General features: G+C 38.2%; 31 protein-coding genes. 4 read left to right on the top strand and 27 right to left on the bottom strand.

The window, feature by feature from the left end; translation table 11 throughout:
- Positions 1-43: 43 nt before the first annotated feature.
- Positions 44-436 carry an ACT domain-containing protein gene (locus tag BUA72_RS21190; RefSeq protein WP_047454503.1) on the top strand — a complete coding sequence of 131 codons (393 nt, stop codon included), beginning with the start codon at positions 44-46 and terminating at the stop codon, positions 434-436.
- A 61-nt stretch (positions 437-497) separates the two neighbouring features.
- Here BUA72_RS21190 and BUA72_RS21185 read toward each other — a convergent pair whose 3' ends face one another.
- The 10 genes from BUA72_RS21185 to BUA72_RS21140 all read right to left on the bottom strand — a co-directional run bounded on the left by BUA72_RS21185 (position 498) and on the right by BUA72_RS21140 (position 6,360).
- Positions 498-1,010 carry a hypothetical protein gene (locus BUA72_RS21185; RefSeq protein ID WP_047454502.1) on the bottom strand — a complete coding sequence of 171 codons (513 nt, stop codon included), beginning with the start codon at positions 1,008-1,010 and terminating at the stop codon, positions 498-500.
- A gap of 53 nt (positions 1,011-1,063) precedes the next feature.
- Positions 1,064-1,603 (bottom strand): hypothetical protein, encoded by a 540-nt coding sequence (locus BUA72_RS21180; protein WP_072924996.1) that lies wholly within the window; start codon positions 1,601-1,603, stop codon positions 1,064-1,066.
- Between the two features lie 5 nt (positions 1,604-1,608).
- Complete coding sequence (locus tag BUA72_RS21175) at positions 1,609-2,982, bottom strand: DUF4153 domain-containing protein (RefSeq protein WP_072924995.1); 1,374 nt, start codon at positions 2,980-2,982, stop codon at positions 1,609-1,611.
- Positions 2,983-3,054: 72 nt separating this feature from the next.
- Positions 3,055-3,351, bottom strand: a complete 297-nt coding sequence (locus BUA72_RS21170; protein ID WP_139259658.1) for a hypothetical protein — start codon at positions 3,349-3,351, stop codon at positions 3,055-3,057.
- Between the two features lie 9 nt (positions 3,352-3,360).
- On the bottom strand, positions 3,361-3,846 hold the full coding sequence (locus BUA72_RS21165) for a Coq4 family protein (protein ID WP_072924993.1): 486 nt from the start codon (positions 3,844-3,846) through the stop codon (positions 3,361-3,363).
- 6 nt (positions 3,847-3,852) lie between these two features.
- Complete coding sequence (locus tag BUA72_RS21160; protein WP_072924991.1) at positions 3,853-4,152, bottom strand: hypothetical protein; 300 nt, start codon at positions 4,150-4,152, stop codon at positions 3,853-3,855.
- A 12-nt stretch (positions 4,153-4,164) separates the two neighbouring features.
- Entirely contained in the window at positions 4,165-5,004 is an 840-nt protein-coding gene (locus BUA72_RS21155; protein ID WP_072924990.1) for a metallophosphoesterase, read from the bottom strand.
- 30 nt (positions 5,005-5,034) lie between these two features.
- Positions 5,035-5,325, bottom strand: a complete 291-nt coding sequence (locus BUA72_RS21150) for a hypothetical protein (protein ID WP_083544263.1) — start codon at positions 5,323-5,325, stop codon at positions 5,035-5,037.
- Positions 5,326-5,390: 65 nt separating this feature from the next.
- Positions 5,391-5,681 (bottom strand): winged helix-turn-helix domain-containing protein, encoded by a 291-nt coding sequence (locus BUA72_RS21145; protein ID WP_072924989.1) that lies wholly within the window; start codon positions 5,679-5,681, stop codon positions 5,391-5,393.
- 61 nt (positions 5,682-5,742) lie between these two features.
- On the bottom strand, positions 5,743-6,360 hold the full coding sequence (locus BUA72_RS21140; protein WP_034725743.1) for a hypothetical protein: 618 nt from the start codon (positions 6,358-6,360) through the stop codon (positions 5,743-5,745).
- A 163-nt stretch (positions 6,361-6,523) separates the two neighbouring features.
- On the opposite strand from BUA72_RS21140, the gene BUA72_RS21135 reads away from it, so the two are divergent.
- On the top strand, positions 6,524-7,069 hold the full coding sequence (locus tag BUA72_RS21135) for a hypothetical protein (RefSeq protein ID WP_072924988.1): 546 nt from the start codon (positions 6,524-6,526) through the stop codon (positions 7,067-7,069).
- Positions 7,070-7,106: 37 nt separating this feature from the next.
- Here BUA72_RS21135 and BUA72_RS21130 read toward each other — a convergent pair whose 3' ends face one another.
- Positions 7,107-7,871, bottom strand: coding sequence for an enoyl-CoA hydratase/isomerase family protein (locus BUA72_RS21130; protein ID WP_047454492.1), 765 nt, complete (start codon positions 7,869-7,871; stop codon positions 7,107-7,109).
- Positions 7,872-8,169: 298 nt separating this feature from the next.
- Between BUA72_RS21130 and BUA72_RS21125 the strand changes: the two genes are divergently transcribed.
- The gene (locus BUA72_RS21125) at positions 8,170-8,718 is read left to right on the top strand and encodes a phage tail protein (protein ID WP_052202520.1); all 549 of its coding nucleotides are present in this window, start codon (positions 8,170-8,172) and stop codon (positions 8,716-8,718) included.
- A 28-nt stretch (positions 8,719-8,746) separates the two neighbouring features.
- Positions 8,747-9,568 (top strand): T9SS type A sorting domain-containing protein, encoded by an 822-nt coding sequence (locus BUA72_RS21120; protein ID WP_072924987.1) that lies wholly within the window; start codon positions 8,747-8,749, stop codon positions 9,566-9,568.
- Positions 9,569-9,654: 86 nt separating this feature from the next.
- Here the strand turns inward: BUA72_RS21120 and BUA72_RS21115 are convergent, their stop codons facing one another.
- The 16 genes from BUA72_RS21115 to BUA72_RS21040 all read right to left on the bottom strand — a co-directional run bounded on the left by BUA72_RS21115 (position 9,655) and on the right by BUA72_RS21040 (position 25,920).
- Positions 9,655-12,339, bottom strand: a complete 2,685-nt coding sequence (locus tag BUA72_RS21115) for a DEAD/DEAH box helicase family protein (protein WP_072924985.1) — start codon at positions 12,337-12,339, stop codon at positions 9,655-9,657.
- A 28-nt stretch (positions 12,340-12,367) separates the two neighbouring features.
- Positions 12,368-13,051 carry an SMUG2 DNA glycosylase family protein gene (locus BUA72_RS21110; RefSeq protein ID WP_072924984.1) on the bottom strand — a complete coding sequence of 228 codons (684 nt, stop codon included), beginning with the start codon at positions 13,049-13,051 and terminating at the stop codon, positions 12,368-12,370.
- Between the two features lie 59 nt (positions 13,052-13,110).
- Complete coding sequence (locus BUA72_RS21105) at positions 13,111-13,530, bottom strand: hypothetical protein (RefSeq protein WP_072924983.1); 420 nt, start codon at positions 13,528-13,530, stop codon at positions 13,111-13,113.
- A gap of 6 nt (positions 13,531-13,536) precedes the next feature.
- The gene (locus tag BUA72_RS21100; RefSeq protein ID WP_072924981.1) at positions 13,537-14,343 is read right to left on the bottom strand and encodes a hypothetical protein; all 807 of its coding nucleotides are present in this window, start codon (positions 14,341-14,343) and stop codon (positions 13,537-13,539) included.
- 24 nt (positions 14,344-14,367) lie between these two features.
- The gene (locus BUA72_RS21095) at positions 14,368-15,099 is read right to left on the bottom strand and encodes a DUF4241 domain-containing protein (RefSeq protein WP_175548918.1); all 732 of its coding nucleotides are present in this window, start codon (positions 15,097-15,099) and stop codon (positions 14,368-14,370) included.
- A 49-nt stretch (positions 15,100-15,148) separates the two neighbouring features.
- The gene (locus tag BUA72_RS21090; RefSeq protein ID WP_072924978.1) at positions 15,149-15,685 is read right to left on the bottom strand and encodes an SMI1/KNR4 family protein; all 537 of its coding nucleotides are present in this window, start codon (positions 15,683-15,685) and stop codon (positions 15,149-15,151) included.
- A gap of 168 nt (positions 15,686-15,853) precedes the next feature.
- A complete protein-coding gene (locus BUA72_RS24860; protein ID WP_410493334.1) occupies positions 15,854-16,015 on the bottom strand; it encodes a bacteriocin-like protein in 162 nt (53 codons plus the stop codon).
- 185 nt (positions 16,016-16,200) lie between these two features.
- Entirely contained in the window at positions 16,201-18,696 is a 2,496-nt protein-coding gene (paaZ, locus tag BUA72_RS21080; protein WP_072924975.1) for a phenylacetic acid degradation bifunctional protein PaaZ, read from the bottom strand.
- Between the two features lie 26 nt (positions 18,697-18,722).
- Positions 18,723-18,992: a hypothetical protein gene (locus BUA72_RS21075; RefSeq protein WP_072924974.1), complete on the bottom strand. Its 270-nt coding sequence runs from the start codon at positions 18,990-18,992 to the stop codon at positions 18,723-18,725.
- Positions 18,993-20,318: a DUF6624 domain-containing protein gene (locus BUA72_RS24685; RefSeq protein ID WP_228407932.1), complete on the bottom strand. Its 1,326-nt coding sequence runs from the start codon at positions 20,316-20,318 to the stop codon at positions 18,993-18,995.
- Positions 20,319-20,336: 18 nt separating this feature from the next.
- Positions 20,337-21,179, bottom strand: coding sequence for an alpha/beta hydrolase (locus BUA72_RS21065; protein WP_228407931.1), 843 nt, complete (start codon positions 21,177-21,179; stop codon positions 20,337-20,339).
- A 42-nt stretch (positions 21,180-21,221) separates the two neighbouring features.
- Positions 21,222-21,815 (bottom strand): acyltransferase, encoded by a 594-nt coding sequence (locus BUA72_RS21060; protein WP_034725774.1) that lies wholly within the window; start codon positions 21,813-21,815, stop codon positions 21,222-21,224.
- 236 nt (positions 21,816-22,051) lie between these two features.
- Positions 22,052-23,257: a 3-oxoadipyl-CoA thiolase gene (gene pcaF / locus BUA72_RS21055; RefSeq protein ID WP_072924970.1), complete on the bottom strand. Its 1,206-nt coding sequence runs from the start codon at positions 23,255-23,257 to the stop codon at positions 22,052-22,054.
- A gap of 83 nt (positions 23,258-23,340) precedes the next feature.
- The gene (locus BUA72_RS21050) at positions 23,341-23,754 is read right to left on the bottom strand and encodes a PaaI family thioesterase (protein ID WP_072924968.1); all 414 of its coding nucleotides are present in this window, start codon (positions 23,752-23,754) and stop codon (positions 23,341-23,343) included.
- Positions 23,755-23,901: 147 nt separating this feature from the next.
- Positions 23,902-25,035, bottom strand: a complete 1,134-nt coding sequence (locus tag BUA72_RS21045) for a 3-hydroxyacyl-CoA dehydrogenase NAD-binding domain-containing protein (RefSeq protein ID WP_072924967.1) — start codon at positions 25,033-25,035, stop codon at positions 23,902-23,904.
- 84 nt (positions 25,036-25,119) lie between these two features.
- Positions 25,120-25,920: an enoyl-CoA hydratase/isomerase family protein gene (locus BUA72_RS21040; protein ID WP_072924965.1), complete on the bottom strand. Its 801-nt coding sequence runs from the start codon at positions 25,918-25,920 to the stop codon at positions 25,120-25,122.
- Between the last annotated feature and the right edge of the window lie 249 nt (positions 25,921-26,169).

The following is a 26,169-nucleotide window of genomic DNA, read 5'->3' as shown; positions in this document are numbered from 1 at the left end:
TAAAAATAGCTGTATCTTGTTTTCTTTTTAATGTAACTAAAGAATGAACGGAGAAACAGATTTAGGAAAGCTTTTAAAAAGTATGAAACCCCAACACAATCCGGGTGACTATGTTTTTTGTACCACGAAAAGTACAGAAGGTTTTAATTTGAATGAAATTGAAATGTTCTTTAGAGAGGAGGAAGGATTTACCCTTATTCTAAAAAAGGAAATCGCAGACAGATTACAGCTGGACTATTCCGTTGTCATGTCGTGGATAACACTGACTATACATTCTTCCCTGGAAGCGGTGGGATTAACCGCTGCTTTTTCAAAAGCGCTTTCTGAAAACGGCATCAGTTGTAATGTCGTAGCAGCGTATTACCATGACCATATTTTCGTGAATACAAAAGATATTGAAAAGGCGCTTGAAGTTTTAACAAAATTGTCTGAATAATACTTATAAAAAATAGGCTGCCTTTTCAGGACAGCCTATTCTGTTTTAAACGGTACAAAAATTATTTCGCTGGAACACTGTTGAAATTCAGTGCTATTTTAAGATTCATATCCGAAGTCGTCTGATTTTTCAACTCATAGACTGTTCTTACGGTCAGTCCTGAGCTTTTCACAACCTCATCTAAATATCCTGTATCATTAAGATCAAGATTTAAACTTGAAGAATCCGTTGTAATGTTGGAACGGGATGCTACCAATTTCTCTCCTGTCCCGCTGGATGAAACATATACTTTCACAGATTTCACTGCGCTTAAGTTTCCACCTGAAGGGGACACTACAGAAATTTTAGCATCAGAAATTCTTACATCTTTGATCTTCGCATTATTGTTTCCTCCAAACCATGTCTGCACATTGGTCGCTGTAGAAGTTGAGGAAACTTCTTTATCGGCCGGAACTCCCGTAGACACCAAAACATTGGCCGTATAAGGGAATGTGTTCTGTACCAGTGACTGCACCGTTCCACAGCTTACTACTACTGCTGAAACTGCTGCCGTCATTAACCATATATTTTTCATAACTTTTAAACTTTAGTAATGAGTTTGCAGAAATTATACCAAAGGGATAAAACTTACTCTACACTTACATTAAAACTTCCTTTTGTATTCCCGGAAGCCATATTGCTTTTCCCGATAATCAGCCAGACTTCGCCGGTACCTTTAGTTTGGTAAGTGATTTCTCTGCTGAATGGTCCGTCATAATCCCCGTTGGGAAGTTTGATCTGGTTAAATCTGATATTAAAGTCTTTTTCATTCGTTGAAATTTTGGCTTTAATAGTCGGTTTGTCATAATGGGTCAGTTTTAAAACAAGTTCCTGACCGTCTTTCGTGAATTCTTCTCCCAGTGTGAAAGGAAGCTGAGAAGCATCTGCCGTTCTTACGATCTGGCCTTCTTTTTCACTTCTCATAACGCCTTTGCGCAGTACTTCTTTGGTAACGGGAGCATTGTTAATGATTGAATCTTGCTTTCTGATGGCGGCAGAATCTGCTTTAGCGGCAGCGTCCGGCATTTCTGTGATCACGGCAGAGTCTCTGTTGGGAGCTTCTGCTATGTTCGCTTCTTTTTTACATGAAATAATAATCAATGGAATTAACAATAAGGATTTTTTCATAATAACTACTCTTTTAATGTTTCATAGTAAAGGATTTTTGAAAGGAAAGGCTTGGCTTTTTCTTCTTTTACTTTTTCAAGTATTTTCTTTTTAAGCTGCAGATCTTTCTTTTCATCCGCATACTTCAGCAGCCTTCTTTCACTGAAACTGATCTGCTCAAGGTGATAGTTCACAGCAAAATCTTTACGTTTCATATTCTGGGAGGTAATGATTCCGCCCCAGTTGACATAACTGCAAGCCAAAATTGTTCCATAAAAATACCAGGTCATCCCATTAAACAGGAATGCATTTCTTTTTTGCTTCTGAATTTTAATAAAGGTAAGAGCCAGACCAATCAGCGCCAGCAGGAGAAAGGCAAATACGCCCAACCTTTTGTAAGTAAATCCGTAGGTGATAATATACTCGTAGTTTTTCAGTGCTGCGGACAGTACCAGAACAGCATTCAGAATGATCCAGATTCTGGCCAGCATTTTCATCAGCTTTGCTTTAGGATCAAAATTGAATCCGGATTTAAAGTAGAACATAATCACCATAACAGCCATCACGATCGACATGATCACGGCATTTACTCTTTCATGCGTTTCTTCCGAAAGCTGGACCGGCGTTTTTGACACTTCATAAAACTGTTCGTAATTGTAAGTGATAATGAAAAATACCAACAAAATATTCAGGCAAAGGAAAGAGATCACGCCGCTGGTTCTCTCTGCATCCAGATCTAGAAATGAATACGTCGCCTTCTGAACTTTAGACTGATCATTAAAATTATCATCCAGCAGATAATTATTTTTGTAAATAAATCTTTCCACGGCATAATTCCAGTAATTGAACGCGATAAAGAAGCCCAGAACTGAAAGAGATAACAGTTGCCACAGATTAATATCCAGTTCATAATCCGTAAAAAGCGCTGCAAAATGATCACTTCCCGCAGAATAGATCCCGAAAAATATCGAAATAAACACGAGCGGAATCACTATGAAAGCCAATGTTTTCTGCCACACGCCGGAAATGTTCTTTTTCGGCAGCCATGCATCAAAGCTGAAGAACCGGAAAATGGAGGTGAAACTGTTGATGATAAAAACCGGGATCAGGAACAGTATTTTAAGCTTTCTGTTTCTTGAGCGGTAGCCCAGCAAAAGAATGGAACTTACAACCGCCAGCAAGGAAGGGAAATCTCTGTACCAGATGAAAGCAAAGCTTGACAACATACTTGTAACAAAAAGTATCAGAAAAGTTCTGGTCCTGTTTCTCTCAGGCGTTTTGAACAAAGTAAGCAACGCGTAAACAATGGCAAGAATACCGAGATTCAATCCGATGTCCTGATCATAGAATACGATGACGAACAAGGCGGCTGTAAGGAATATATAGTGATGTGTTTTCATGATGGGAGATGTTAAATTTTTGATTGAAAGATTAAAACATTGAAAGATTTAAAATTTAAAAAGTAAATAGATTTATAGTTTAAAATCAATGAGGATGCCCATATAGAGGATGGTGACGGGAATATTGACCAAAAGAAGAAGTACAGAGTTTCCGGAGGATTTCTTATCCGAAATATGGGTCAGGAATTCCATAAGCTCATATAATAACACAAGCAAATTGACCACCGCTGCTATGATGACATAGTAGAACCCGAAGACCATCAGAAGTTCTGCTTTTGTGATCAGGTAACCCATTAAAAGTAAGGTTCCTGATAAAAACGAGATCAGAAATGTATTTCTGCCAAGCGCAGTATATTTTATTTTCTTCATGGCTTATGATTAATAGAGCGGTGCTGTTTCTTTCTGTTGGATATAATCTTTCAGATGATCGAAATTCTGCCACAAAAGACTTTCAAAGTCCCAGTGGTAAAAGGGTCTCATGCTCTGCCCTTTCCTATATGCTTTCATGTACAGTTTCAGGTATTCCGGAAGGATAAGCGTTCCCAATACAACAGCGGCCAGCAAATGGGCATTCAGTTTACCGTTACCAAGCAGCAGATACTGCATCGCCACCTCATCTTCGAAATGGGTTCCGCATCCGGTGATCAGATGATGTACATCGTGGTCTTCCATTTTTGGGATCATGGAGAACCCGTGCTTTTTATAGAACTCGCCCAGTTTTCTTCCTAAAGAATCTTCCTGAAACTGTAATAACTGTTCTTCGTTGAACTGCCATTGTCTTTTTTTCTTTTTAAAATATTTTCTGTAAAGTTTCTGGGTTTTATCGTAGACAAAAAGCAGAAATTGAACACGTACTTTTTTCATAATGTATTATTTAAATATTAGATTAATTCCTATAACAGCATACAGATATGCTACAGGGATATTGAGCATTAGCCAGCCAATTGCTCTGAGACAGATGTAAAATTTAGAATGAACAGCAATTCCGTAAATTAATAATCCGGTGACAAGGAGTAGATTTATAATCGTTCCCAAAATCAAAAGCGTATAACCTGATGCTGCAAAACCATCGTTTTTTGTGATTAAATAACCCAAAAGGCAGATATTTCCAAGTAAAAAACAAAGTCCGAACATGTATTTTCCAAGGTTTATTATTTGATTATCTTTCATTGATACAGTATTTTAAGCTTTTGTTAAAGTAAATACGGTAATTTCCGGACGGACCATAAATCTTATCTGGAAGGAATGACCGATGGCTCTGTTGATGTAGAGCATTCTTCCGTCGTGAAGATCTATTTCCCCTGATACATATTTCTTATTTTCTACAGGAAGAACTGGTGTGATGATGCCGGGAATTCGGCATTGTCCTCCGTGGGTATGACCGCTTAGAATCCAGCCCTGATAGCCATTCCATATATCTCTGTCGCAGGCATCCGGATTATGACAAAGCACGATATTGGCCTTTAAAGGATCATGGTTTTTCATCACTTCTGCCGGATAGAAATTGGGTGACCACAGGTCTTCAAACCCGATAAAGTTCAGGCTGTGGCTTTCTTCACTCCTATTTTTAAGCATCTTGATTCCGTAATCTTGAAGAATATCACAGATATTTTCTGAGCATTCTACATCGTCCCAGTTCTTTCCGTAATCATGGTTTCCTAGAATTCCAAAGGTCGCTAGCTTTCCATAGACTGCCTGTTTCATTACTTTTTCCAGATCTTTCTGCTCTTCTGCCGTTCCGTGATTGACAAAATCTCCGGTGTAGACCACAAAATCAGGATTAAACTGTTTTGCTTTTTGGAAAGAGTCGATCAGGAAATTCCAGTCGAAACGGTCTCCGACATGGAGATCTGATATCTGCATCAGTGTTTTCCCTTCCAATGTTTCCGGGAGATTTTTAACGGGTAGCTTTCTTTGGACAAATTCTACCCAGAAAGGTTCTATCTGCCATGAATACAATGCAGGAAATGCTCCTATTACTGAAAGCTGTGCCAATCTTTTAATGAAATGTTTTCTTGTCATCACTGAAACCTTTATGATTAAAATCTTTGTTTAACTTCCAGCGAACGGGCTTCCGAAAATCCCGACCGCCAATTCGATCCAGATTAATGCAAGGACGATCAAAACGAAAACGCAGATTAAAATTCTGTGACTTTGTTTTTTGACTTTGGTTCTTACCAAATTGATCAGAAAAGCTGTGCTAAAGAGTAAAACGCCTCCGATCAGAAAATCTGAAGCTGACCAATTGACCTCATTTGAAGTTAGATTTCCCAGCAATGGAATACACAGTAAAACCAGTGGGAGCGCATAAATGGCGAGTGTTTTTTGTTTTTGTGTCATCATTTTATTTAATTTTAAATTATAAAGTACTTTGTATTTCAAAGTTGAATTTCAAAAAAATATAGCCTTTACCTTCCCAGCAATTTTTCAAGACCATCCAGATGTTCATTGAAAGCCTGTCTTCCGCTTTGGGTCACCCGGTAAGAGGTTTTCGGTTTTTTGCCTACAAATTCTTTTTTCACTTCGATGTATCCTGCTTTTTCTAAGGCATTACTATGGCTGGCTAAGTTACCGTCTGTGATTTCCAGAAGTCCTTTCATTTCAGAAAAATCAACCCAGTCGTTGACCATAAGAACGGACATAATCCCCAGTCTTACACGGCTTTCGAATTCTTTATTGAGTTGATTTATTTTTATCATAGTAAGGCAATAGCTGCAAATCTTTAAGAAGCTGTTCTTAAAAAGTCTGCAAATTTAATCTTTATTTATATTTTTTATGCATGATCAGCCCATACACAATATGTAAAATTCCAAAACCGATGGTCCAGAACACAAGCCCCCATCCTAAAAAGAAGAGAGAAATAAGTCCCAGCGTAATCTGACAGTATCCTAAATATTTAATATCCGTTAGTGTATATCTTTCTGCACTTACTAATGCGATTCCGTAGAATATAAGTGTGGCCGGCGCTACCCATACAAACAAATGGTGAAAAAGAAGTGCGAGGCAGAAGACGCCTCCTGTTACCAAAGGAACGGCAAACGTAAATAATAAACGCTTCGTGGTGCTGTCCCAGATCTTTTGCCCTTTCTTTTTGCTTTTATTGGCAGTGAAAATATAACCGCTTAAAACGGCAGTCAGCAAAATCACAGTTCCTACCAGTACAAGTTCCCGGACCAATGCCGGACCGAAAAAGTTCCTGTCACCATCTAAATAACTGATTCCTTCCCTCTGGAAGATATAATATACATATCCCGCACCGATCAGCGCAGCCAAACCGGCAAAAACTCCGGACAGTCCACTCAATGAAATAAATCTGGAAGACCGCTCCATCATGGAACGGATATGTGATAAGTCTTCGTGATAGTTTTTCGAATCCATAAAAAGAACTTTGAATTACAAAGTTATAATTTATTTTGAATCTGCCAATTATTTTTTTTAATATTTTAATAACAACTTTTTACCATCCCATTCCTACAATTCTTAACTTTAGGAAAACAGGATATTGTTAAAATGAATTCTGTAACTATTTAACGAATATATCATGGCGAAAACTTCAATAGATTATTCTCAGATTGAACTGCAGGAACATATTCCTTTAACCGAAGAGGAACTAAACAGTATCGCTAATCAAAAGCAGGATTTTTTCAAACATGTTCCGGGTGTGCTGATATTGGTAATCCTTTTAATGGCAATCATGGCCTGTTACCTGCTGAAAGATAAGTTTCATGATTTCAAATACTATGATTACCTCCTGTTTTTCGGCATCACATTGGCGCTTTACGCTTTTTTCTACGGCATCATGTACCTTGTTTATATTTACTTTGTTAAAAACTGGCAAAAAGATATCAAAAGCGGTAAAAACAGATTAACAAGTTTCATTATCAGTGCCCACAAAACAGAAAATGACGAATACATCATCACCTTCTCCGGTCGTAACAGTAAAGAAAAGATAAGACTTCCTGTTTCTAAATCTGACTATCTGAATTATCATGTAGGAACAAAAGTCGTGGTGGTTTATTTAAAGTATAGTAAAACCGTTATTTCTCTTAAAGAATTATACACTGATTTTCCACAAAAAAACCGCTGAAATATTCAGCGGCTATACTATAATGATGCACAAAATACTATTTTGCTCTCAGTCTTTCTTTAATGGATTCGATATTTTTCTTAGCAGAATCTTCAAGAATTAAACTGGCACTCATGTGAATCCTTGCCGGCATCAGTTCACTGAAATGATCTGTTCCTTCCCATGATACTTTCTTGATCAAAGCCAATGCATCACTGCTTCTGGAAGCCAACGTCTGCATAAATTTTTCCAGTTTGGCATCCATCTCCTGAATATTTTCAGATACGGAATGATACACATTATGCTGCTCTGCCCATTCTGCCGATCTGAAGTCTGCATCAATAGCCATTGCGGAGAACTGAGATTTTCCGATTTTTCTTTCCACGTATGGTCCGATCACGAATGGTCCGATTCCCAGATTAATCTCTGTAAGTGCCAACGCTGAATCTTTTGTAGCAAAACAATAATCTGCTCCACAAGCAATTCCCACTCCTCCACCGGTCGTTTTTCCCTGAACTCTTACGACAACTATTTTTCCACAGTTTCTCATAGCATTCAAAACTTTTGCAAAGCCACCGAAAAATTTCGTAGATGCTTCCAGCTCTTCAATAGCCAAAAGCTCATCGAAACTTGCTCCCGCGCAGAATGCTTTCTCTCCCTCACTTTTTACTAAAATAGCTTTTACTTCTTCTTTAGCCCCTTCATCCAGAATGGTCTGAGCCAGTTTTTCGAGAATGGCACCCGGAAGGGAGTTACTTTTTGGTGTTCCGAATGTAATTTCGGCAATATTGTTTTTAATTTCTGATGCTACGAATTCGTTCATTTTTATTTTAATTGGATTCTTACAAAAATACTAAATACCGCTGTCCCGGAGAAAATTATAAGAAACAAATTGCAGCTTATTACATCAAGGTGTTTATTATATCACAAAACCTTTCCCATAACGAAAAACAAACATCCATTACGTAGAAATACGGACTCTCCAATTTGGTATTTTCTACTCTAGCACTGCCTTTCTATAAGTTGTTCCTTTGGCTTATCAAAAAAACTAATAACCACCGGCGGAATCCGAAAAGCCCATAACAGAGTAGGAAAACTTAATAACTGAAAAAACTATTATCATGGACGAGTACATTGGAATTGTAAAACTATTTGCTGGAAATTTTGCACCTAGAGGCTGGATGTTTTGTGACGGAAGCTTACTGAGAATTTCAAATAATTCTGCTTTATTTTCCATCTTAGGAACCACTTACGGAGGAAACGGTATAGATACTTTTGCACTGCCTAATCTGAAAGGACGTATGGCTATCGGAGCCGGAAATGTCAATGCAAACGAATATTATCCTTTGGGAGTTGCTGCCGGAACTACACAAAATACAATTATGGCACAGAATCTTCCAAGTATAGGTTCAGGGTTTCAACTGAAAGTGGCTAATGTAAACGCTACAGTTTCCACTCCTACAGCCACTACTTCTATAGCTAAATCAGGAACACAGGTAGGAAGAGATTTCAATGCTGTACCGAGCTTTGCAGCCGTAGATCCTGATACCACAATTAACGCAAGATCTCTATCATACATCGGGCAAAATCTTCCGGTGAATAACATGCCGCCTTATTTAGGGCTAAACTACATCATCTGTATTGAAGGAATATATCCTCCACGCAGCTAAAAAAAACAACTTATTTAAAACCTAAATCATGAAAAGAACTATTTTTTTAACCATCTGTAGTCTGTTCATATCCTTACTTTCTTTTGCACAGACAAGTACAGAGCAATTTGAAACCGAATCGAACGGAAGCGCAAGTTTTACGGATAACGGAGTGATCTTTAATATCATCTCTCACGTAGGACTTTTTGATATCCAGGCGAATTACCCTAATACAGGATGGAACGGAACAGCTAACGATAACAGATATATCGATAACTCCAATGATACGGCTTCACCACCGTCTTTCAGTATTAAAACGACATCGAACTTGTTTAAAGCAAACCGTTTCTGGATGTACCTTTCTGCTCTTAATTTAGATCTGACTGTAGCGGGGACTTTAACAGTTACAGGAAGGCTAAGCGGTGTTACTAAATTTACACAGACTAAATCTACAGGCTTTAATACTTCTATGGCTACGGCAAATGGATATACCCTGATTGATCTTACCAATTTAAACGGTCAGAATTACTCAAATATCATTATTGACGAGCTTAGAATTACTATGGGAGGAGGTTACAGATATGCAGGACTTGATGCATTTACCTGGGTAAAAGATTCCGGTATCGTACTGGCAACGAATGAAGCTGCTGCTTCACAAAAAATGATGAGCATTTATCCAAATCCTACCAGCGGCTCTCTTTCTATTCAGGCAGAAGACAATGCGCCGGCTGAAATTTACAGCCAGGACGGAAAACTGCTTAAAAAACTGGATATGAAGAAAGGAAGCAATCAGACAGACATCTCGGAACTTCCGAATGGCGTTTATATCCTCAAAACACCATCAGGCTCTTCCAAGATCATCAAAAAATAAAAATTTTTCATAAGTGATTTGTGCTCTCGAAAAGATTCTAATGCATAAATGAGAAATTCCCTGATCCCTCAGGGAATTTTTGTTTTTTAACGGGTCCATTTGTGAAGATGTTCTATCCTTGCATTTCTTTTTAGCAGGGATTGGAACCTCAGCTGTAAAAGAATACGACGTCCTTCAATGGTTCTGGTAAAAACCAGTTCTGATTTTTCAATTTTTTCGCTCCAGACTTTCATGAACAGCTCGGCGCTTTTTTTGTTTTTGGCAAAAACTTCAGGGATAGGATAATAGATATATTTCTTCGTAAAGAAAAGCTTAGCCTGCTGTTTAAGCAGATAACGAGGATTATCAATCTTAGAAATAACCTCCTGCAAAACCTGAATAAACTGTGATTTCTCATAGTGACTTCCACCATCGAGATAACAGAACATATCACCTTTAGCCCCTGAACTTACCACTTTCATCTTTTCCGGAGGAGTTGTAATAATTCTCTCGTAGATCAGGCATTCCAGAACAGTTTCACCTATGAGTCCGATATGTCCTGCCGCGTTTTTATATTTGAGATACTGTCTCAAGGCACGGTAAAATTTTAACCCATACGCCAAAAACCCTAGTCCTCCAAACATAAACATAACCCAGGAAAAGCTTTTAACAGAATCTATCGCCTGCATATTTTTTAGTATCCCCAGAAGAAGATCCTGCCCAAATAGCAAAACGGTTGATATCATTACTTTAGAAAGATCTGCGGTCATTTTTCCGAGATAGGTCATCTTCATATCGTTCACTTCGGTAAAATCGCCGGAAGGAACCTTAATTTCTTCGACGAGAATATTTCCCTTATCTAGAGCTGATTTCCATCGCAGCGTAAGATCTTTCCTGTTTTTAGCCCAGGAAAAACTTTCCTGATTGATGACTGGAATCTGATCTTCTTTTTCAATGGTTTTGATATTGATCCTTTCAAAATTGTTCACAATGGACGTTTCATCGTGGGTTGAAATTCCCACAAAGGTTTTGAATCTCTTTTTCACAATATCCATATCCTGACCACCATTCTCACTCTGTGGATCAAAACATACGAGATGCCATATATTTCCTGTCTTTTGGGGACTGTCTTTATCGATTCTTATCACTCTTCCCCTCATCTGGTTGGAAAGGACAAAGGAACTCACAAAACTGGCAAGAATCAAAGTATTCATTTTAGGAGCATCCCAGCCTTCGCCCAGTAAAGCTTTTGTACCAATCAACACCTGAATATAACCCTGTTGGAAAATTTCTGTGATGATATGCACGATATCGTGTTTTATCTGTTCCGTAAGATGGACCTGAATATAGTCTTTATCATATGCAACAGGAGAAAACGATACTTCGGAGATCCCTTTTCCTGCACAGAACTCATTCATCTTTTCTTTTGCAGATAATGGAATGATGACAATACTTCCCGTCAGAACACCTATTTTTTTATTCTGGGAATTCTCACGTCTCAGCTTTTCAAAAATAGGGATGGCTCCGATTTTGTCCAGATGGAGATTATTTTCGGTATCGGTGGATAGGTATTCCTTTTTTATAAAGTCGGTAAGCACTACCATTTTCAGATCTTCTTTCAAAACTGAAAATTCAAATTCCACAATGTCTTTAATCCCCTGAAGTTTTCCAATACTGGAATTAAGGATCTGGCTTACATTTTTATTGCTGAAAAAACTGATCGTCTTTTTTTCCAGGAATCCCTGTCTTTTCAATCTATTGCCTAATGCGGTACGATGATCTTCTTCGTTTTTAAAATTCACTTCATCTACGATCAGATAAAAGTCGAGAAGTTCTTCGAGCCAGAAAAAATCAAATTCGGGAATGTACTGATGCTGATCACCAATGATTTCAAAATGAATCTCAGAGATTTCTTTTTTTCTGAAATGAAGATAAATAAGTCCGGAGGTATAGGAGGATATATTTTCATAGATCCATTCCAGATGATCCATTGGTTTCTGGTAAACATGATGCTGTTCCAATGCATTGAGAAGAATATCGTCATTCTCAATTTCTTTAAAAAAAGCGGCAGCCTGTGTATGGTAATGTTCTATTTCCTGCTGTTCTTCATAGGTTGGCAATGTAAAATAAACCAAGTCCTGATGCGGGCAAAGATCGCCTTCAATCATTAATTCCGGAACGGAGATCTCTGCATCTATGGGACCGTTCAGCTGCATGTATTTTTGCCATTCGGAGCCGGAAACATCAAAAGGAGGTGTTGCGGTAAGGGAGACAACGGTTGGATCTATCGCTGCTTTCAATTCCATCAAGCTTCTCCACCATGCATTTTTCAGATGATGGGCCTCATCAAAAATAAAGGTTTTCACTTTCTGCTTCTGAAGTTTCTTTATAATTTCAGCTAAGGAAACTCTGGATGATTTTTTTCCAATCTCCGTTTCATCGTCATCCGGAAAACCGGATGCTGCATGAATTCCCTGATAAGTGGTTACGGTAATAAGTCCGGGATTTTTGATATCCGTGGAGATCCAGTCCGGTACTGTTTCTGTATCAAGAAAAAGTTCGCAGAATCTCTGTACCCATTGATTTTTGACGGCTAAGGTTGGTGCTACAATAAGTGTCGGTTTATTGAGTCTCAGCATGACTTCCAGTCCTAAAACGGTTTTTCCGGAGCCGGGAGGTGCAGTGACGTGCAGATGCCGATCGGTAAGAAATCCGTCAAGATCATCCAGAAATCTCTTCTGATAAGCGCGCCAGCTGTATTTAAATTTTGTATGGGCAGGAAAAATAGTCATGGTAATCGTTCAGTGCTGCAATTAACAGCTATTTTTTCAATGCCAAAATATATTTGTCGATGTACAGCTGTTTTTGTTTTGTTTTGTACTGCTGGATATATCTCGGATGTTCAAGGACGGTCATGGTATCAAATAATTTGGCTTCTTTGTTCAGCGCAGAGATAAATTCTGAATTCTTTTTGCCGAGAACAAATACTTCGGAAGTATCCACGCCAAGGCTGATATGTTTCTTCAGAGCATCGATCATAAAATCTTTTACCGCTTCAAAGAGTTTTTTATCATCATAATAATTCGCGTTCAGCCAGCCGGTTTTTGTTTTTCGCACAATGGCCAGCGGAAAAGGGGAATTGATATAAACGTCTTTGTAAAATTCTTCAGGACCACCATACTCCGAAATCATATCATACATAAAAACCGAAGAAACTTCATGGGTGTGGGCCGACTGCATTTTAATTCCGCAGACCGCTTCCAGCCTTTTGGTATCGGTAAACGGAACGCCCGTCACTCCTGCTCCATGCCGGCTGGGATTGATCCCGATCATCAGTTTCCTCTGGTTTCTGTCATTATAGTATTTGTGATAAAATTCCTCCATGACCGTCATCGTTTCCGGATTATCCAGATACGGATTCATGGCCTCAAAGCCCTCAGGAAGATCTCCTGAAAACTGAAGGTTTTTATTGAATTCTATGACTTTATCTGCAAATGTTTTCATTGGAAAGTTAATAAAACCCCATAAAATAATTGATTACCCAATTGAATTTGAGCTTAGGATTAATCTTCTAGTTTGGTATCTATGAACTCATAGTTTTCATTATTCTGTTCAAGAGATAATTGAGCCGCTGTGAATTTTACATGATCCTTATCCAGGACCTTATAGGTATAGACATCAGTTTTGCCATCTCCTTTATGAAGCTCATAGAATTTACCATCTTCAACCCACCATTGTCCTTTTTCTGTAAACGTTGTCGTTTTTCCATCCTGAACAGCAACGAATAACAAGAGGAATTTGCCATCATCCGAACGATGCATGATCCAGCTTTTATGCATTCCTGCAATCTGCTGATCATCTTCTTCTCCTTTCCAGCTTCCTACCAGCTTTTGGTCTATTTGATTTTTTTTAACATCTTTCCCTTTCTGCGCTAGAAGCAGCATAGAAAAACACAACATCACAAAACTTAACTTTCTTTTCATTTTAGTTTATTTAAAAAATATTAATACATGCATTTCACTATTTACCGGAATTCCAACTGAGGTAGCGGGTTTCCATTTTGATTTTATAACAAAATCTTTAAGCTTTTTAATAAAATATCCCGAAAACTGGTAGTTGTCTTCATTTTGAAAGCGAATATCTACCTTGGGTTCAGAGATACTCCCGTCTTTTCGAAGGATAAAGTTTGCTTCCATGGACGAATATAAATCTTTCTCCTTTCTGAAAACAAATTCATCAGGATATTCAGTATCATTCCAGAAATCCTTTTCTACCCTTTCCAGGGCATCGCTATAATCATTTGATTTTGCATAACGGGAGTTCATATCGCATTCCTCAAAACTGAAAACCTCGTTCTTTCTTTTATTCACATAAGAGATTTCGGCTACTTTCCTCAAAGAATCGATGAAGTTTTCCCCATGTCTTCTAACGATCTCCTCCCGCATTTTTACGCCGTAACAATTCTGTTTTGAGGATGGTACCATACAGTAATATAAGCTCTTCCTCGTTTTAATAGAATATAAAGCTAAAAGAGAATCCATTTCAGAATTGCTTCTGTACATTTCCACCATGCCGAAAACATGCGTGTAAAAAATATGGTTGTTTTTAATGTCTTTAACTGCCTGGTTTCTCTCTGCATTGCACAAAGAATCCCAATATTTTTTCTCTTCTTCTTCCATTCCATACGAAATTCCCGCAAGTGGTTCGTATTCCGCTTTTGAAATGCTTTTCTTTTTAGAAATACAGCAAACAAGCAACAAGACAGAAGCAAGATAATAACAGATCTTGATTTTCATTAATAAATGTATGTTTTATAGAAATTATTCATCCTCTTCGTTTTCTTCATCAGATAATTCCATTTCGATATCAATAAAGTGAATATAAAGGCTGCAAATTTCGTCCTTTGCATCATACCCAAAGTAAACAGGATATACTCCATCTCCTAAACCGCTTGCAAATATTGGAATCTGATATTCTGTATCCGGCACTTTCCAATTGATCCAGTCTCCCAAATCTCTTTGATTATCAGGATTTTCTTTATAGCTTTTAGCAAAGAGTTCTGCAAAATAGTCATCGTAAATGTTTTCCACATCAAGTTCTGAAATAAACTTCTCCACATAAGGAACTACCTGTCTATCGGTAATACACGCCAACCCTGCATCTACTACAAAGCCGAAATAATCTTCTTCCTCAGAATCTCCAAGTTCCTCTTCTCCTATTAATGCCTCTCTGTATACAACAGCCTCTTCTTTTGTAAATTCTACTTTCACAGCAGCATACCGGTCTCCCCAATCCTCGAATTTGGCCACAGCGATTTTAACAGGGAAATTACCTTTTGGTACTTCAACAAAATAAGGTTTCTCCTTTGCATTTAAGTAAACCAAAGGATCTCTTACAATCACTTTTCCTGACGGCAGCGAAACATTCCCGATCTCCATTACTTCCATTTTCTCCCTCATAATTTCATCTGAAGTAAAATAGGTTTCCAAATCTACAGGACAGATAAGTCTATCTTTTACCTCTTCCCATTTTTGCATCCAGCTTTCGTTCATTGTTTTTATTTTTTACGATTTGAATTAAAGTTTAAAAATATCGTTTTAATTATTCACCGTCAAATTCATCTTCATCTTTCAGACCCTTTATGAAAGTTTCAAAGTCTTTGGCCAGAAATATCTTTTTATAATCATTTTCCTGATCAATGTGAACCACTTCCGGTTCTCCATCTTTGCCGCAATTGGAATAGTCCAGCAAAACCATATCATGCCCCGCCGAAGGACAATCGCAGATGTAAATACCGATTGCAGGATATCCCCATTCCTCAATCATAAACTGGCTTCCGAGTTCTCCACAGATAGAATAGGTTTTCTCTCTTCCAATACCCATAATTCCGGTAATCGCAATATGATCATCCGCCCATGAATTCTCTTCTGTTGTAGGAAAGCAGGATTTCTCAACCAATCCGCCGTTCTGCAGTTTCATCAGTTCAATATAAGACGCGGGAAGTTTGTAGCCAAGCTCTTCTTCTACAGAAGCAATAAGTTCGTCATCCGGAAACGGCTCAATATAATCTCTTACAGAATAACTGCTTTCATTCCAGAAGTCCGTAAAGTCAAAGTCTTTGAAAAATTGTAGGTCCATATTTTGTCTTAAATAAATGAGATTTTGATTGTCCTGTAAAAGTAATTATCATTTTTAACAAAAACCTTTACTAAACTAAGATTTTTCAGGCAGCAGATATCCTTGTCAACGGTAATTAAAAAATCCCTTTCAGTAAAACCAAAAGGGACTATCAATTTATATTTTATTTTAAGAATCAGCACATATATAACATGCTCTTGCAATATCTGGCCATCTTCCAGGGCGGCAACAACTTCCCGGAGGGCAGAAATTAGGGAAACAAGCCCAGTTTGGACCGGCACCTTTAACAGATCTCAATTCACTTCTTGAAAGTTTTTTTAAATTTTCCATAGTCATTAGTTTTTAATTTTTTCTTCCTACTCTATATGCTTTTCGGATTTCGCCTATTAAAGTTACTCATTTTAATATAAACTTTTATTTTCCAATGGCTTACTTATTAAACCCTGACAAGGATAATTAAAAAAATCCCTTTCAGTAAAAACCAAAAGGGATCATAAATTTATATTTATTTTGAATTAAATCAATCCAAACTGTTCAAAGTGGTGGGTAAAATGCTTCTTATGCATCAGCTCCCACATCTCTTTATTCAGTTTACCGAATACATAGTTCATATGTTCAGCCTGTGGATTTTCTCTGTAATAGACTGTAAATCTCTGTAAATTATCCAGAAATGACTGTTTCGCAGCATCCAGATTTTTATGCTTTAATTCCAATAAAGTTTCATCTTCAGCCAGGAATGGAGCAGGGAAATCTTTCGGCATTTTTCTGTGATTATAAAGTGAATCCTGCCATTTTTCCAATTGCTCTTCCGGGGTAAAACATTTGTCGGCTTCCGGCTCACCTAAGCTTACCAGAACGCCATGTTCCAGGTGTTCGATCATTTGCTGAGGAGACATTTTACCCCAATTCAATGGCGTCGTTTCTGTTAAACCTCCCAATATTTTCTGAACATTTTTCACTTTCAAATCGATAAAAGGAGAATGCTTTGCCACCAATGTTAAGATCGTCGCTACACAAACGATTTCATCTCTTTGGTTAACTACTTCTACCAACCATTTTACAACGCCGGAAGGAATGTTTCTTCCTTTTACGCCTCTGTTTATTTTTTCTTTTGCCGTTAAATAAACCGTGATCGTATCTCCTGCATAAACAGGTTTAAAGAATGAACAGTTTTCCAAACCGTAGTTAGCGATAACAGGTCCTTTTTTTCCTGATACAAACAGTCCTGCCGCTGCAGAAAGGATGAAATACCCGTGAGCTACTGTTTTATCGAAAATAGTTCCGCTTAAACTTGTAGCATCTGTGTGTGCGTAGAAATGATCCCAGGAAACGTTGGAGAAATTAACGATATCTGCATCAGTAACCGTTCTTCCTGCGGTTTCCAATGAATCTCCTACTTCAACTTCTTCAAAATATTTCTGGAACGGATGCTTATCTGAGAATTTTTTCTCGGCACCCTGCTGATATACTTTTGTAATCGCTTTCAATACATCCGGAGAACCCTGAATCGCTGTTTTCTGAAGGAAGAAATGAAGACCGTTCAGTCCGCCCATTTCCTCGCCTCCACCAGCTCTACCAGGACCACCATGCATTAAAGTAGGCAGCGGAGAACCGTGACCTGTACTTTCTTTGGCATTGTCTCTGTTCAGAACAAAAATTCTACCGTGCTGGGAAGCCATTTTCCATGAAGTTTCTGCGATAAAGGTTTCGTCGTGGGAAATAATAGATCCTACCAAACTTCCTTTTCCTCTTTTAGCAAGAGCCGCCGCTTCTTCAGCATCTCTGTAAGGCATTAACGTGGAAACCGGTCCGAAAGCTTCTACATCATGAGAGATATTTTTCTCGAAAGGTTTATCGTTTAAGAACAGTTTCGGGCTCATGAATGCACCGTTATCATAGTCTGCATCTACAAGTTCATGTTTTCCATCGTAAACTAATTCTGTTTCTGACTTTAAAATATTTACTTTTCTAACGACCTCATCGTACTGCTGTTTTCCTACCAGTGATCCCATTCTGGTTTCTCTGCTCAACGGGTTTCCTATTTTGGTTTGGTCTAAAGCTTTAGACAAAGCATTCTGAACATCTCCGATCAGGTGCTCAGGAACAATAATCCTTCTGATTGCCGTACATTTCTGACCTGCTTTTGTCGTCATTTCAGTACGTACTTCTTTGATGAAGAGATCAAATTCCGGAGTTCCAGGTTTTGCATCCAGACCTAAAATTGAGCAGTTCAGAGAGTCTGCTTCCATATTAAAACGTACTGCATTTCCAGCGATAGAAGGCATTGATTTCAGTTTTCTTCCTGTATTGGCAGAACCGGTGAACAGTACAGAATCACCATCCTGAACATAATCCAGAATATTTCCCGGCTCACCGCAAACCAATTGAAGGGCACCTTCCGGAAGGACACCACTTTCAATCATGTCCTGGAAAACGGCGTTCGTCAGGTAAGAACCGTAAGGAGACGGCTTTACAATGGAAGGAACACCTGCTAACAGCGATGTTGACAATTTTTCCAACATTCCCCAAACCGGGAAGTTATAGGCATTGATCTGTATAGAAACCCCTTCACTTGGCGTCAGAATATGAGTTCCCAGAAAAGTTCCATTCGCAGAGATTTTCTGAGTTTCGCCATCCACCCAGAACGGAGTGTTGGGAAGCATTCTTTTGGCCAATCCGGAATAGGTAAAGAAAGTACCGAAACCTCCTTCTATATCTACCCATGAATCTGCGTGGGTAGCTCCGGTTTTATATGATAATTCGTAATATTTTTTCTTTCTTTCCAAAAGATAAAGAGCCACTTTTTTCAGCATCTCTCCTCTGTCATAAAACGTCATGGAAGAAAGGTTTTTGTAGCCTACTGTTCTTCCGTAGTCAAGAGCCTGCTCAAAATTAAGCCCTTCTGTATCTGAAACAGCAACCTGCTCGCCTGTAACGGCATTGTATAAAGGAAGTCCGTTTCCGGTACCTTCTACCCATTCTCCGTAGATGTAATTTTTCAGTTTTTCCATATTATTTTTAACTTTTTACCTGACTTTTATTTTTTAATAATGAGTTGTACTATTTTCCTTCCTCCCATAAACAGCAACAGCAGAATAAGGGAAAAATCCAGGATCAGGACTGCATCCACAAACAGGGTATATACAAAATCCTTCTGTTTCAATGTTCTGATCACATGTTCTGATTCTACATGCTCTAACGCGTCGGAAATACCCATTGATTCCCACAATAAATAGAATCCCGCATAATTGATTCCGATAAGGGCAATCAAGAGGAAAACCCAATATTTTTTCAGACGTTCTATCATTTATTTCTTTTTCGGAAGAAGGTCCAAAGCTTCTTTCAATGTATATTTTTTGTATTCGAACCCTCCTGCATCTTTAGCATAATCTTCGATGGTCCTTCCAAATCCGGAATTCTTTCTCAGTTCGTTGACAGCCTCCGGGTCTTTTATCGGCCACACAAATGACAGGGTTTCCGTTTTTCCGTTTTTTGTTGAAAAAATTGAACGGATCTGTGTTCCATAGATCTGCTCTTTATTTTCGTACATGAGCTTTCTGTCCATCATCATAGCATACAATCTGAACGGCAGTTCTTTTTCATCGGCTGCTTTTTTGATCAGAGGAAAATATTTTTCGATTTTTGGGGAATGCTGGATGACATACCATACGGCATAATTCTCAGGTTCCCCCACCATAGATTTTCCGGGATAGCCATATTTTTCAATGATCTTTTCAACTTTAACCAGATTCTTCTGATCCTGATCGTCCATCAATTTGATCAACCCCGTACTCACGTCTTCTGTAGAGAGGTTTTTCTCTTTTATGATCTCGGCCTTTCTTTCGGGCGTAATATTGGGCTGTGTCAGCTCACGGTAGATCTGATCGTCTTTATAAATCTGAGCAAGCTCTTTCTTAAGCTCAAGATTGAGTGGTTTTTCTTCCGCTTTCTGGCTATCTCCGAACTTTAATACTTCATCCAAAGTATAATTTTTAAAAACAAAATTCTTCCCGTAGAGGCGCTTGGCATAGCTTTCCACCGTATCATAAAAACCGGCTTCCTTTCTAAGTTTATTTACATTTTTAACATCTTTAATCGGCCAGATAATAGGATCACTTTCTTTCTCTCCATCGTGAGAAGAAAACCCCTGAGTTCCGTAGATCTGTTCTTTTCCATCATTCATCAATTGTCTGTCCAGCATCGTGGCATACAATCTGAACGGAATTTCTTTATGATCAGCTGCCGCTTTAATAAGGGGCATATATTGATTAATTTTTGGAGAGTGCTGAATAACAAACCATGTGGTTTCATTTTCCGGCTCTCCTACCAAAGATTTTCCAGGATATCCATATTCTGCAATGATTTTTTCAACTTTTTCGAGATTGACTTTATCCTGCTCATCCATCAGTGACCATAATCTATCCGTAATGTCTTCTTTAGTAAGATTTTTTTCTTTCATGACCTTTTCCTTTTGCTCCCGGGAAACGTCAGACTCCATCAATTCACGATAGATTTGATCATCTTTTTGAATCGTGGCCAATTCATTTTTTAGCTTTACATTAATTTTCTTATCCTGCTTTTTCTGAGCATTGATTAACACTGAAAAGAAAATGGCGAAAAATAAATATCTCATGATTCGTATTTTGATGGTTTATTTTTTAGGTTCCTTATATGGAAAAAGTTTCACCAAACCTTCGTACAAACTTCGGTGAAGAATGGTCGCATGATTGTCTGTTTCCATCATTTTATATTCTACAGTCCAGTTCTTTTTACCGGCCTGTTTCAGTACGTCATAAAGAGATGCTGCGTCTTTTACCATCACAGGATGTTCGTCTTTTCCTACAGAAACGTATATAAATTTCTTAGTATCCTGGCTTTTGGAAAGCCATTGCGGAGCCTGTTTCAATAAACTCTGATCATCCCACCACAAACTTGGACTGATGATAAAGTAGTTATTGAACATTTCCGGTTTTTTCAACAAAATTTCTGTTGCCAGAAGTCCGCCAAGAGATTGACCGAATACATATTTCTCTGTTGTTTTATACTGGTTTCCTATGTAAGGGAGTAATTCTTTATCAAGAAACTCAATAAACTTATCTGAATGTCCTGTCGTAGGATAATCCTGCTGTAAATCTTTCAGATCGGTATGAAAGGTAAAATCTCTTTTTCTGTCGATATTGGCAATTCCTACTACGATGGTTTCAGGCATTGCATACATTTGATTAAAGAACTGTACTAATCCCGAAACATGGATAAAATCTTCATTTATTGAGCCATCCAGCAGATAGATCACCGGGTATGATTTTGTTTTATCAAAACCTTGCGGCAGATAAATATTTAAAGTTCTGTCTTCATTTAAGATCTTAGATTTAAATGTTCTGACCTCTCCAATAGTCAACGGTTTTACTTTTTCATTCTGGGCTAAAACCATGAATTGAAAAGCAAACAGCATACTACAGGCAATGAGCATCTTTTTGATCATATTCTTTTTCATTGTATCATAAAACCTTATACGTTTTGAATAAGGTTTAAAAGTTTATTTTAAATCCGCCCAGATGCTGTAATCTACAGTTTTGGTAGCGGTCTGTTCTACATATTCTGAGAACGGTTCACATGGAAGGATAGCTTCTTTTCCTTCTCTTGCCAGTTGTTGGTATAGCTTGGTTCCTTCTGTTTTCCAGTGGATCATTTCATCGGAAACGTCACGGATAATTTTCGCAGGGCTACCCACAATCAGTTTTCTTGGTCCGCAGGTGAAATTAGCAGGAACAAAAGCCAATGCTCCGATGATGCATTCATCACCGATAACAGCTTTATCCATCACGACGGAATTCATTCCTACCAGGCAGTTTTTACCGATATGTCCGGAATGGATGATCGCTCCATGTCCGATATGGGCTGATTCTTCAAGGATGGTTTCAATATTCGGGAACACATGCAGGGTGCAGTTTTCCTGGACATTGGCTCCGTCTTTAATGATAATTTTTCCCCAATCGCCTCGGATCACAGCATTGGGTCCTATATATACTTCTTCACCGATTTCCACATTCCCGATGATCACCGCCTGCGGATGAATATAAGCAGAGGGCTTGATGATGGGACGGATACCGTGGTATGAGTAGATGTTCATAAAATTTTTGTTAAAAATTTAATTTAACAATGTATCAATCTAACAGTTTACCAATCTAAAAACTCTTAAGTTACATTGATAATGTTACACTGATACATTATTAGACTGTTACATTTAAAAATTTAATTTAACAATGTATCAATCTAACAGTTTACCAATTGAAATGCTTTGGCAACCTCAGCATAGGAGGAATTGTTATATTGATACATTTTTATATTGTTACATTATTGAAAAAATTATACTTTTTCAATGACCATTGCATATCCCTGTCCGACACCGATACAAAGGGTACACAATGCATATTTCTTATCTTGTTTCTCCAGTTCAATAGCAGCAGATCCAATGATTCTTGCTCCTGACACTCCCAGCGGGTGGCCGATGGCAATAGCTCCTCCGTTTGGATTTACTCTTGAGTCATCATCTTTCAAACCTAAGCTTCTGGTCACGGCTAATGCCTGTGCTGCAAATGCTTCGTTCAGTTCAATGATGTCCATGTCTTCCAGAGAAAGGTTTAATCTTTTTAATAATTTCTGGGTCGCTTCTACCGGTCCGATTCCCATAATTCTTGGTTCCACACCAGCTACGGCAGATCCTAAGATCTTAGCTTTCGGTTTTAAACCATATTTTTTTACCGCTTCTTCACTTGCTAAAATAAGCGCTGCTGCTCCATCATTCATTCCTGAAGCATTTCCTGCCGTTACGGTTCCTTCTTTTCTGAAAGCCGGACGAAGTTTTCCCAAACCTTCCATAGAAGATGTAGGTTTGATGAATTCATCCTGATCAAAAACTTTAGGCTCTCCTTTTTTCTGAGGAATTTCAACTTTTACAATTTCTTCCGCCAGTCTTCCGCTTTGTTGGGCTTTTGTCGCTTTTTGCTGAGACCAAAGGGCAAATTTATCCTGATCTTCTCTGCTGATATTATGCATATCGGCTAAGTTTTCAGCGGTTTCTCCCATTCCATCAACTCCGTACATCTCTTTCATTTTCGGGTTAACAAAACGCCATCCGAAAGTGGTATCAAACATCTGACTGTCTCTTCCGAAAGCAGCACCCGGCTTAGACATTACGTAAGGAGAACGCGTCATCTGTTCTACTCCACCAGCAATATAAATTTCACCTTCTCCGGAAGCAATGGAACGGAAAGCATTAGCCACCGCTGACATTCCTGAAGCGCAAAGCCTGTTTACCGTTTCTCCACCGATTTTGTAAGGCAGCCCGGCCAATAAAAGAGCCATTCTCGCTACGTTACGGTTATCTTCTCCCGCCTGATTAGCACATCCGAAAATAACATCCTCAATTTCCTCAGCAGGAACTTCAGGATTTCTGGCCATAACTTCTTTAATAACCACTGCCGCCAAATCATCCGCTCTTACTTCTGATAATCCTCCCTGCAGTTTTGAAATGGGTGTTCTGACGTAGTCTATGATGTATACGTTGTTCATTTTTTATTAGATTTTTAGATTTCAGATTTCAGACGTCAGACATTTTTTAATCTAATATCTGGCATCTGATGTCTTTTATCTTTTTATAGTTCTGTTACTTTTTTTCCGATTTTATAGACGGTTCCGACGAATTTTGCGATCAGTTCACTGTTTTGATTGGTGATCTTTATGTCGTAAACGGCTGTTTTTCTGGTATCATTCACCAGAATACTTTCTGCTCTGAAAACATCCCCTTCTTTACCGGCTTTGGTAAAATTGATGATACAGTTCAGCGCAACGGCTGCATCGCCGGAATTGTTGGACGAAAATGCCAATGCAGAATCTGCAAAAGCAAACGTAACGCCTCCGTGAACCGTTTTCAGCCCATTAATCATCTCCTTCTTGATGGGCATTTCTATTAAACAATAGTTTTCTTTGACTTCGATCATTTTGATATTCATCCACTGGGAAAAATAATCCTGACCGAACATATAATCTGCAACTTCTCTCGGCGTCATAATTTTTAATTTATCAATGTAACCCTGTTTTTATATAAATCGTGTTTCATCCGATTCTATGGTAAATCGTCCCTTTGGGACTCATTATTTAGATATTGATAACAGGTATATTTTTTTATATTGTTACACTCTTACATTTTTATATTCTTACATTTTGCGAAGCAAAGGGCTCTGTCTGTATCTTTCTTCCTGATATTCTCCGTAAAGGTTCTCTAGCGTTCCGGAGATTTTTGAATACCCGATTTCTTTTCCCCATGCCAGTAATCCTTTTGGATAGTTGACTCCTTTCTGCATGGCCAATTCGATGTCTTCATCGTTGGCAATTCCTAATCTTTTGGCTTCTACTGCTTCATTGATCAACATTGAAATGATCCTTAAGAAGATCTGCTGATATAATGCATCATCTTTTTGAGCGACCTGTTTTTCTGCGCCTTCTGCGTAATCATAGAAACCTTTTCCTGTTTTTCTGCCGTGAAGCTTGGCCTCAGCCATTCTTTGCTGAAGCAGAGAAGGTTTGTATTTCGGATCGTAGAAATAGTCTTTGTAAACGGTTATGGTTACTGCAAAATTCACATCCACACCGATTAAATCCATCAGTTCAAAAGGTCCCATTTTAAAGTTCCCCAGTGTTCTCATCGCTTCGTCTACCTGTTCAGGAGTTGCAATATTTTCTTCAACAATCCTTAATCCCTCGCCGTAGTAAGGGCGGGCAATTCTGTTGACAATAAATCCGGGAATATCTTTAGCAATCACAGGAATTTTCCCCCATCCTTTCATGAGGTTATAAATTTTTTCCGGTAATGATTTTTCTGTTAATAAAGAAGGAATCACCTCAACCAAAGGCATCAGTGGTGCCGGATTGAAAAAGTGAATTCCGATGAAACGCTCGGGCTTCTTTAATTCTGCACCAAGAGAGGTGATAGAAATGGATGACGTATTGGAACCAATGATACAGTCGTCGGAAACATAGGTTTCAAGTTCTGTAAAAACTTTGGTTTTTATGTCTTTGTTTTCGATGATGGCTTCTATGACAAGATCTGAGTCTTTCAAATCCTGTAAAGCTTCACCTTTAACGATATTTGTTCTGATTTCTGTGGCTTTTTCCTGAGAAATTTTAGCTTTATCCACTAATTTCTGAAGTGTTTTCTCTAAGCCTGATAATGCTTTATCAATCTGCGGAGCATTTGCATCGAATAAAACGACTTTGCATCCCGCTGTTGCAGCCACCTGAGCAATTCCTACGCCCATGGTTCCTGCCCCAATAATTCCGATATTTTTCATTTTTTATAGATATTAGAAACCAGAAGTTAGAAGTTAGATCGCATACTTACTAATATCTAACTTCTAATCTCTAGCTTCTATAATTTATTTTCCTTTATAATCAGGTTTTCTTTTCTGTAAAAAGGCATTGACACCTTCGATGAAGTCTTCTGTTTCTGCAGCTTCCTGTTGCAGATCGCCTTCCAGCTCCAATTGTTCTTTTAATGTGTTGGTATAAGACTGGGCAAAGGCTTTTTTAGTCAATTTAATAGCAGCGGTCGGCATATTTGACATTTTCTCAAGAATCTCCATAGATTTCTGAGCAAACTCTTCTTCAGTGAATACTTCAGCCACTAAACCGTAAGATTTAGATTCTTCCGCTGACAGTCTTTTGCCAGTAAATGCTAAATAGTTGGCTAACTGTCTTCCCAATAATTTTGGAAGGAAATAAGTTCCACCCGTATCAGGAATCAATCCGATATTTGAAAATGCCTGAGCAAAATAAGATTTATCTACTGCCAAAACAAAGTCACAGATCAATGCCAACATTGCACCTGCACCTACTGCAGGACCGTTTACTAATGCCACAACAGGTTTTTTACAACGCGTGATTTCTGTTACCAGAGGATTATAGTAATCCACTACAATTTTTCTGATGATATCGTTATCATGGTGTTCGTTACCCTGTACGAAAGCATCATCCAGATTTTGACCGGAACAGAAAGCTCTTCCTCTTCCCGAAATCGCCACACATCTTACGGTAGGGTCTTCACTACATTCTTTAACAAAATCTTTCAGATCTGATAAAGATGGCTTGGTAAGCGCGTTCATTGTTTCCGGCTGATTGAGGTAAGCAATTTTCAGTTTTCCGTCAAAATGCGTTTCAATATCAAGTTGTGTATACATGGTTTTAAATTTAAAATTAAATGATTAAAGAATTAAAAAATTACACTGCTCTAATTTAACAATATAAAATAATGTGGCAATCTCTATCATGTAACAATCTAACAGATTAACAATGCTGCAAATAAATCTAAAAATGTATCAGTTTAACAGTGTAGCAATTATTTTGCTATTTGTTAAACTGGTACATTGATTTATGTTTACATTAAATATCCAATTTCACTACATTGATCACCGGAATTTCGGGATCGG

The sequence above is a fragment of the Chryseobacterium sp. OV279 genome, from assembly GCF_900128945.1.
Taxonomy (GTDB): domain Bacteria; phylum Bacteroidota; class Bacteroidia; order Flavobacteriales; family Weeksellaceae; genus Chryseobacterium.
This window is presented reverse-complemented; position numbering and strand designations above follow the sequence as displayed.

Bases quoted from the DNA above. Each gene is read 5' to 3' on its own strand.
- BUA72_RS21190 (WP_047454503.1), top strand. From the start codon at position 44: ATGAACGGAGAAACAGATTTAGGAAAGCTTTTAAAAAGTATGAAACCC.
- BUA72_RS21185 (WP_047454502.1), bottom strand. From the start codon at position 1,010: ATGAAAAATATATGGTTAATGACGGCAGCAGTTTCAGCAGTAGTAGTA.
- BUA72_RS21180 (WP_072924996.1), bottom strand. From the start codon at position 1,603: ATGAAAAAATCCTTATTGTTAATTCCATTGATTATTATTTCATGTAAA.
- BUA72_RS21175 (WP_072924995.1), bottom strand. From the start codon at position 2,982: ATGAAAACACATCACTATATATTCCTTACAGCCGCCTTGTTCGTCATC.
- BUA72_RS21170 (WP_139259658.1), bottom strand. From the start codon at position 3,351: ATGAAGAAAATAAAATATACTGCGCTTGGCAGAAATACATTTCTGATC.
- BUA72_RS21165 (WP_072924993.1), bottom strand. From the start codon at position 3,846: ATGAAAAAAGTACGTGTTCAATTTCTGCTTTTTGTCTACGATAAAACC.
- BUA72_RS21160 (WP_072924991.1), bottom strand. From the start codon at position 4,152: ATGAAAGATAATCAAATAATAAACCTTGGAAAATACATGTTCGGACTT.
- BUA72_RS21155 (WP_072924990.1), bottom strand. From the start codon at position 5,004: ATGACAAGAAAACATTTCATTAAAAGATTGGCACAGCTTTCAGTAATA.
- BUA72_RS21150 (WP_083544263.1), bottom strand. From the start codon at position 5,325: ATGATGACACAAAAACAAAAAACACTCGCCATTTATGCGCTCCCACTG.
- BUA72_RS21145 (WP_072924989.1), bottom strand. From the start codon at position 5,681: ATGATAAAAATAAATCAACTCAATAAAGAATTCGAAAGCCGTGTAAGA.
- BUA72_RS21140 (WP_034725743.1), bottom strand. From the start codon at position 6,360: ATGGATTCGAAAAACTATCACGAAGACTTATCACATATCCGTTCCATG.
- BUA72_RS21135 (WP_072924988.1), top strand. From the start codon at position 6,524: ATGGCGAAAACTTCAATAGATTATTCTCAGATTGAACTGCAGGAACAT.
- BUA72_RS21130 (WP_047454492.1), bottom strand. From the start codon at position 7,871: ATGAACGAATTCGTAGCATCAGAAATTAAAAACAATATTGCCGAAATT.
- BUA72_RS21125 (WP_052202520.1), top strand. From the start codon at position 8,170: ATGGACGAGTACATTGGAATTGTAAAACTATTTGCTGGAAATTTTGCA.
- BUA72_RS21120 (WP_072924987.1), top strand. From the start codon at position 8,747: ATGAAAAGAACTATTTTTTTAACCATCTGTAGTCTGTTCATATCCTTA.
- BUA72_RS21115 (WP_072924985.1), bottom strand. From the start codon at position 12,339: ATGACTATTTTTCCTGCCCATACAAAATTTAAATACAGCTGGCGCGCT.
- BUA72_RS21110 (WP_072924984.1), bottom strand. From the start codon at position 13,051: ATGAAAACATTTGCAGATAAAGTCATAGAATTCAATAAAAACCTTCAG.
- BUA72_RS21105 (WP_072924983.1), bottom strand. From the start codon at position 13,530: ATGAAAAGAAAGTTAAGTTTTGTGATGTTGTGTTTTTCTATGCTGCTT.
- BUA72_RS21100 (WP_072924981.1), bottom strand. From the start codon at position 14,343: ATGAAAATCAAGATCTGTTATTATCTTGCTTCTGTCTTGTTGCTTGTT.
- BUA72_RS21095 (WP_175548918.1), bottom strand. From the start codon at position 15,099: ATGAACGAAAGCTGGATGCAAAAATGGGAAGAGGTAAAAGATAGACTT.
- BUA72_RS21090 (WP_072924978.1), bottom strand. From the start codon at position 15,685: ATGGACCTACAATTTTTCAAAGACTTTGACTTTACGGACTTCTGGAAT.
- BUA72_RS24860 (WP_410493334.1), bottom strand. From the start codon at position 16,015: ATGGAAAATTTAAAAAAACTTTCAAGAAGTGAATTGAGATCTGTTAAA.
- paaZ (WP_072924975.1), bottom strand. From the start codon at position 18,696: ATGGAAAAACTGAAAAATTACATCTACGGAGAATGGGTAGAAGGTACC.
- BUA72_RS21075 (WP_072924974.1), bottom strand. From the start codon at position 18,992: ATGATAGAACGTCTGAAAAAATATTGGGTTTTCCTCTTGATTGCCCTT.
- BUA72_RS24685 (WP_228407932.1), bottom strand. From the start codon at position 20,318: ATGAGATATTTATTTTTCGCCATTTTCTTTTCAGTGTTAATCAATGCT.
- BUA72_RS21065 (WP_228407931.1), bottom strand. From the start codon at position 21,179: ATGAAAAAGAATATGATCAAAAAGATGCTCATTGCCTGTAGTATGCTG.
- BUA72_RS21060 (WP_034725774.1), bottom strand. From the start codon at position 21,815: ATGAACATCTACTCATACCACGGTATCCGTCCCATCATCAAGCCCTCT.
- pcaF (WP_072924970.1), bottom strand. From the start codon at position 23,257: ATGAACAACGTATACATCATAGACTACGTCAGAACACCCATTTCAAAA.
- BUA72_RS21050 (WP_072924968.1), bottom strand. From the start codon at position 23,754: ATGACGCCGAGAGAAGTTGCAGATTATATGTTCGGTCAGGATTATTTT.
- BUA72_RS21045 (WP_072924967.1), bottom strand. From the start codon at position 25,035: ATGAAAAATATCGGAATTATTGGGGCAGGAACCATGGGCGTAGGAATT.
- BUA72_RS21040 (WP_072924965.1), bottom strand. From the start codon at position 25,920: ATGTATACACAACTTGATATTGAAACGCATTTTGACGGAAAACTGAAA.